General features: G+C 65.2%; 5 protein-coding genes and 2 tRNA genes. 2 read left to right on the top strand and 5 right to left on the bottom strand.

The window, feature by feature from the left end:
* Positions 1–66 precede the first annotated feature (66 nt).
* From ACQRCJ_RS11880 to ACQRCJ_RS11900, 5 genes are all read right to left on the bottom strand, one after another.
* Positions 67–142, bottom strand: a tRNA-Asn gene (locus ACQRCJ_RS11880).
* 73 nt (positions 143–215) lie between these two features.
* Positions 216–291 (bottom strand) — tRNA-Asn (locus tag ACQRCJ_RS11885).
* Positions 292–360: 69 nt separating this feature from the next.
* A complete protein-coding gene (locus tag ACQRCJ_RS11890; RefSeq protein ID WP_204674817.1) occupies positions 361–1,044 on the bottom strand; it encodes an epoxyqueuosine reductase QueH in 684 nt (227 codons plus the stop codon).
* Positions 1,017–3,473: an Rne/Rng family ribonuclease gene (locus ACQRCJ_RS11895; RefSeq protein WP_427799881.1), complete on the bottom strand. Its 2,457-nt coding sequence runs from the start codon at positions 3,471–3,473 to the stop codon at positions 1,017–1,019. Before ACQRCJ_RS11895 ends, ACQRCJ_RS11890 begins: the two co-directional genes overlap by 28 nt.
* A 296-nt stretch (positions 3,474–3,769) precedes the next feature.
* The gene (locus ACQRCJ_RS11900; RefSeq protein ID WP_168936476.1) at positions 3,770–4,462 is read right to left on the bottom strand and encodes a metallophosphoesterase; all 693 of its coding nucleotides are present in this window, start codon (positions 4,460–4,462) and stop codon (positions 3,770–3,772) included.
* 71 nt (positions 4,463–4,533) lie between these two features.
* Between ACQRCJ_RS11900 and ACQRCJ_RS11905 the strand changes: the two genes are divergently transcribed.
* Together ACQRCJ_RS11905 and ACQRCJ_RS11910 are read left to right on the top strand one after the other, a co-directional pair.
* Positions 4,534–5,151, top strand: coding sequence for a 5-formyltetrahydrofolate cyclo-ligase (locus ACQRCJ_RS11905; RefSeq protein WP_239463908.1), 618 nt, complete (start codon positions 4,534–4,536; stop codon positions 5,149–5,151).
* Entirely contained in the window at positions 5,142–5,888 is a 747-nt protein-coding gene (locus ACQRCJ_RS11910) for a polyphenol oxidase family protein (RefSeq protein ID WP_427799882.1), read from the top strand. The genes ACQRCJ_RS11905 and ACQRCJ_RS11910 overlap by 10 nt, the downstream gene beginning before the upstream one ends.
* Positions 5,889–6,134: the final 246 nt, after the last annotated feature.

Consider the following 6,134-nt stretch of genomic DNA (forward strand, 5'->3'; position numbering starts at 1 on the left):
CCCTCTCAGCTAGTCAAGAGCCAAACAGAAAAAGCCCTTGCGAGAAATCGCAAGGGCTTGATCGTCTGGCTCCCCGAGACGGACTTGAACCGCCAACCTAGTGATTAACAGTCACCCGCTCTGCCGATTGAGCTATCGGGGATCATTGATTGCTTTGTTTGCAGCTTTGGGGAAATAAGGGCTTGCGCTTGCCGCGCAAGCCCTGAAGTCCTTTGTGGCTCCCCGAGACGGACTTGAACCGCCAACCTAGTGATTAACAGTCACCCGCTCTGCCGATTGAGCTATCGGGGAGTGCTGCAAAAGCAACGAAAGTCTTTCTACGGAAAACAGGTCCGTTCGTCAAGCGGAAAAATCATTTTTTCAGGATTTTTTTATCAGGCGCTGCAACTTTTTGTCATAACGCTCGGCTTCGCTGTACACACAGCCGCAATAAGGCTGGCGATATACGCCCCATTCCTTGGAAAGGTCGATGCCTGCCTGCCAGTCGGTGCGGAAATCGCGGTAGACGAAGCGGGGGCCTTCGCTCAGGGGGGCGTCTTCCGCCGCTGCGGCATGTTCTCCGGCGGCCCGGATGACGTCGTGCGGCTGATAGCGGGAGTAGAGCAGGCTGCTGCTCACATGGGCATAGCCGTTGGCGCGGGCATAGGCCACGGCGGCCTGCATGCGGCTGCTGCAACACCAGGCGCAGCGCTGCGGGGGCAGGTCACGTCCGGCCACGGAGCGCAGCCAGGCCACCAGATCCCAGGTATCGTCCTGACAGATGAGCTCGATGCCCAGACGGGCGGCGCATTCCTCGGCGGCCTCGCGGCGGCGCAGGTATTCCATCAGGGGCTGGATGTTGGGATTCATGTACCAGGCCGTGACCGTGAAGCCCTCGTCCTGCAGGCGCTTGACCGGCATGATGGAGCAGGGACCGCAGCAGATGTGCAGCAGCAGGCTGCGCTCGCCTTTGACGGGTTCAAAAACAGGGGCCTGCCCCGAAGGGCAGGCCGCGGAAGTTTCGACGGGGGCGTCCGTTACGGACGGATGCTGATTTCCAGACATTTGCCAAAATCCTGTTCCATGTCGCGCAGGCTGTCGCGCTTGTGGTTGAGCAGATAAAGGCCCAGTTCCCGCGTGGTCTCGAAGACGTACTTGTCGCCGCCGTGGGTCCGCAGGGCACGGCGCATCTCGCGCAGGGCCTGCAGGGCCTGCCATTCAAGGTTGCGCCGCTGGCCCGTGCCGCCGCAGAAGGGGCAGGGCTCCATGGTGATGGAAAGGGCCGAGGAGCCCGTACGCTGGCGCACCAGTTCCAGCAGGCCGAAGGAGCTCATGCGGCCCACGTCGTGGCGGGCGCGGTCGTTCTTCATGGCCGTGCGCAGGGTCTTTTCCACTTCCAGCACGTGTTTCTTGTCGCGCATCTCGATGAAGTCGATGACCACCTGGCCGCCGATGTCGCGCAGCTTGAGCTGGCGGGCGATGGCTTCGGCGGCTTCCATGTTGGTGCGGTGGGCCATGGACTCGAAATTGACCTTGCCGGAGATCTTGCCGGAGTTGATGTCCACGGCCATGAGGGCCTCGGTCTGGTCAAAGACCAGGCGGCCGCCCGAAGGCAGGGTGACCTCGCGGGAATAGATCTGGTCCAGCTGGCGGCGCAGGCTGAAGCGCTCCCACAGGGGCATGCGCACGTCGGTATGCAGGCGCACCAGCTCCTTCTTGCGGGGGAAGAGCAGGGAGACGGTCTCGCGGATGCTGTCGGCCACTTCCTCGTTGTCCACCCAGATCTCGCAGACATCGTCGGTCAGGTAGTCGCGCACGGCCCGCTGGGGCAGGCCCGGCTCCTGATAGATGAGGGCCGGGGCCGAGACTTCGGTGGCCTTCTTGCGGATGTCCTTCCAGACGCGCTTGAGGTACTGGAGGTCGTTCTTGAGCGTGGTCTTGGTGGTGCCGGCGCTCACGGTGCGCACGATGACGCCCAGGCCCTGGCCGGGGTCGATGCCGTTCATCATCTCGCGCAGGCGGGTGCGTTCTTCATCGCTGTCCACCTTGCGGGAAACGCCGATCTGCTCCTGACCGGGGGTCAGCACCAGGAAGCGGCCCGCCAGCGACAGCCAGGTGGTGAGGAAGGCGCCCTTGTTGCCGGTGGGTTCCTTGACCACCTGCACCAGCACTTCCTGGCCGGGCTTGAGCACTTTCTGGATGGGCGGGAATTTTTTGCCCTTGCTGGGCTCGTGATGGGTCAGCCAGTATTCGGGGTGGATCTCGTCGATCTGGAGGAAGCCGTTCTTGCCCGCGCCGTAGCTCACGAAGGCAGCCTGCAGGTTGGTGTCGATATTGTGGATGACACCCTTGTAGATATTGCCCTTGAGTTTGCGCTGGTGGAACATGTCCAGGTAGTATTCCTGCAGACGGCCTTCCTCGGTGATGGCCACTTCCACCTGCTCGCCGGGCAGCACGCTGATGAACATGCGCCGCTTGCCTGCGGCCACCTTGGCCTTGACCGCGGCCGCACGCACGCTGCCCTTCTTGGGGGCTTCGCTGTCCTCGCCACGGCGGCGGGGACGGGCAGGAGTGTTTTCCAGACTTTCCACATCACCGGTGGCCGCCTGCCACAGTTCCTCGTCACTAAGATCGTCCGGCAGGTCGGCAGGGGCTGCCGTTTCGGCGCTCTCCTCGGTATCCTTGTCGGCAGGTTCGGCACTTTCCGCCTGGGCCTCACGGTTCTTGCGGTTGCGCCCGCGTCCGCCGCGACGGCCGCGACGGCTCTTGCGGCGGGGCTGTTCCTCGCCGTCTTCCTGGCTGCCGGTATCGGCAGCGGCAGTTTCGCTGCTCTCAACAGCCGCAGCGGTCGCCGCATCTTCGCTATCCGGGGCGGCCTTGGCGGCAGGCGCCGCAGGCGTCTCGGCAGCGGGGGCTTCAGCCGTCACGGCAGCAGGCTGATCGTCAGAGGGGCGGGCCGCGGGCGTTTCGGTGGTCTGGTCGCCGCTTTCGGCAGGGGCAGCTTCGGCCGGCTGGCTCGCAGCTTCGGGAGATTTTTTGCGGGGGGTACGCTGGCGGCGCTGGGCACCGGGCGAGCGGCGGGTCCCGCGACGGGGCGCGGCGTGCTGTTCGCCGTCGGTATCGGCGGATGCTTCGGCAGCTTCGGGGGCTGCGGTCTGGGCGGGCGCCTCTTCAGCGGATGCAGCGGCGGGAGCGGTCTCGGGGGCCGTATTTTCGGCGGCAGGGGCCGTGGTTTTGCGGCGGCTGCTCCGGCGGGCAGGCTTGCGGGGCGCGGTGGCTGCCGCGTCGGTGGCCTGGGTATCGCCGTTGTCCGCAGCGGCCTGGGCGGCATCGGTGGCCGGGGAGGCCGTCAACGTGGCCGTTTCTTCCGCGGCAGGGGCGGTCTTGGCGCGCGAACTGCGGCGGGTGGTACGGCGTTTGGGGGTGGGGGTTGCTTCAGCGACATCAGAGGAAGCGGCCGCGTCAGACACGGCCGGCGTATTTTCCTGCGTCATAAATATCCTTTTGGACCGCCAAAGGCGGCGAAATTTGTCAGCCGTTATCCCGACTGAGGGAACAGGCCGGACATCCGGCAAACACCGGATGGCGTGTCCGTGAGCGGGCACGGGCCTGGGGATGCCCGGAAAGGGCAGGGCACGGGGGATGGCAGGAGAAAACGCCCGTCACGGGACGGCGTTTTCCAGGCGGCCGGAACAGCCGCCGGAGGGGCAACGTCAGAGAGCGCGGCACCGGGCCGCGCCATGACGGGCGGGATCAGACTGTCTGTCCCCCGCGGAAGCGCTGGGCTTCGCTAATCACAATTTTCAAGGACGCGCAGCTCCACGGACAGCTTGCCGCCGCTGGAGCGCAGCAACACATAGCCGCCCTGGGCCAGAGCGCCCGGATTCACCACGATGGTGCGGCCCACCCTGTCCACGGCGCGCGCTTCGTGGATATGTCCGCACAGGCAGACATCGGGTTGGGCTTCTTCAAGGAATTCGCGCACGGCAGTAGAGCCCACGTGAATATTGCCCGGGATGACGTCACAGGCGCTGTCCTTGGGCGGATTGTGCGAAACCAGCACGGTGTGGGGGTACTTGCGGGCCTTCTGCCAGCTGTTCTCAAGCCAGCCGGCGAAGGTGGATTCAGGAAACTCGCTGGGCGTCCCGAAAGGCGTGAACGTGGAGGCCCCGATGCCGAAGATGGCCGTATCGGGCGTGAGCTCGTGCACCTGCGTGTGCAGGTTGCAGCCCAGGCCGCTCAGCCATTCGTCCACTTCGGGCCGGTCCATGTTGCCGATCTGGGCCCAGATGCGGGGATTGTGCGCCCGCAGAACGTCCATGACCATCTCGGCCTGCTTGACGCCGCCTGTAATGGTCAGGTCGCCGGTGACGATGATGCCGTCTGCCTGCGCCAGCTCGGGGATACGGGCAAACAGCCCGGGCTCGTCGTGAATGTCCCCAACGGCAATCCAGAGATGATCCTGTTCGTTGACGCTTGGCATGGCGGTGTTTCCTTTGTTATAAAGTCACTCCGCGAACTATGGCACATTTTAGCAAGGATGGAAAGACCTCCATGTCCCTTTCCCCCGATGAGCAGAAGAAGGAATTGCGCGCCCGCATGCGTGGGCTGCGGCGCGGTCAGGACCCCGACCTGGCACGGCAGCGGGCCCGTGCGGCCCAGCAGGCCCTGCTGGACTGGGACGTCTGGCAGCAGGCCGCCCGCGTGGCCCTGTACGTGGCCCTGCCGGAAGAAGTGCATACCGGCTACCTGCTGGCCGATGCCTGGCAGCGCCGTGTGCGGGTCTATCTGCCCCGGGTGCGCCTGGAACGCGGGCTCATGGACTTCGTGCCCTGTTCCCGGGTGGGCGACATGGCCGCCGGGCCCTACAAGATGCTGGAGCCCCATGCCGGTCTGCTGGGCATGGCGCCCCCGGTGCTGGCCCATCCCGATTTTTGTCCCGATGTGCTCATCCTGCCCGGTGTGGCCTTTGACCGCGCGGGCAACCGCCTGGGCTTCGGCGGCGGCTACTATGACCGTTTCCTGGCGGCGTTCGGTGCCCGGGGCAGCGGTCGGCGGCCCCTGCTGGTGGGCCTGTGCTATGCTTTCCAGGTGGTGGACGCGCTGCCTTCCCAGGACTGGGACCGGCCCGTGGACTGCCTGTGTACTGAAGAAGGACTCGTATGCCTGTAAGTTTCATCCCCTTTGTGTTCCCCGGCGTGGACAATGTGCGCTGCGCCTTCCAGACCCGCTGGCAGGAGGCCGGAGACGGCCCGTACGCCGGTGGCAACATCTCTCTCGCCACGGCCGATGACCGGCAGAGCGTCATCGGCAACCGCCGCGAACTGCGGGCGGCCCTGGGCCTTCGGCGCATGGCCGAACTCAATCAGGTGCACGGCGATGCCATGATCTTCGAGCCCGATGCCGTGGAGCCCGACGCCGTGCCCCGCTGCGATGCCGATGGCATGGCCACCGCTCAGGCCGGGCTTGGGCTGGTCATCAAGACCGCCGATTGCCAGCCCATCCTGCTGGCCCACAAGAGCGGCCGTTTCGTGGCCGGTATCCATGCGGGCTGGCGCGGCAACCGTTGTGACTTCCCCGGTTCCGGGGTGCGCCGCTTCTGCGAGCACTACGGCGTGGAACCGCGCGAACTTCTGGCCGTGCGCGGCCCGAGCCTGGGCCCGGCCCGGGCGGAGTTCATCAACTTCGAAAGCGAGTGGAGCGACGAGTTCCGCCCCTGGTTCGACGCCCAAAGCCGCACCATGGACCTGTGGGGCCTGACCCGCTGGCAGCTGGAGCAGGCCGGGCTGCTGCCGCGCAACATCTACGGCATCGATTTGTGCACGGCCAGCTACAACCGCCAGTTCTTCTCGTACCGCTGCGTGAAGGCTTCCGGCCGTCAGGCCAGCGTCATCTGGCGTCTGGACTAGCAGGCCGGAAAGCTTGCTTGTGATGAGGGGGGAAGGGGGAAACCTTGGCTCGCGCACAAGGTTTCCCCCTTCCCCCCTCAAGCTCCCCCCATCCCCTTTCCAACGCGCTTTTTTCTGAAGGATGGAACCTGTCCGGGCTACGGGGAGGCCGCCCCTGCCGCCGGTCCCCGAAAGATGGGGTATCAAAGCGGTGGAGGCAGTCTCTTCTGTTTGTCGTATTTATATAGGATAGTTGTGTTTTTAGAG

It is taken from the genome of Desulfovibrio sp. SGI.102, from assembly GCF_050314315.1.
Classification (GTDB): Bacteria; Desulfobacterota; Desulfovibrionia; order Desulfovibrionales; family Desulfovibrionaceae; genus Desulfovibrio.

Excerpts from the sequence above, each read along its gene's own strand:
- ACQRCJ_RS11905 (WP_239463908.1), top strand. The coding sequence starts at position 4,534 with ATGTCCCTTTCCCCCGATGAGCAGAAGAAGGAATTGCGCGCCCGCATG.
- ACQRCJ_RS11890 (WP_204674817.1), bottom strand. The coding sequence starts at position 1,044 with ATGTCTGGAAATCAGCATCCGTCCGTAACGGACGCCCCCGTCGAAACT.
- ACQRCJ_RS11910 (WP_427799882.1), top strand. The coding sequence starts at position 5,142 with ATGCCTGTAAGTTTCATCCCCTTTGTGTTCCCCGGCGTGGACAATGTG.
- ACQRCJ_RS11900 (WP_168936476.1), bottom strand. The coding sequence starts at position 4,462 with ATGCCAAGCGTCAACGAACAGGATCATCTCTGGATTGCCGTTGGGGAC.
- ACQRCJ_RS11895 (WP_427799881.1), bottom strand. The coding sequence starts at position 3,473 with ATGACGCAGGAAAATACGCCGGCCGTGTCTGACGCGGCCGCTTCCTCT.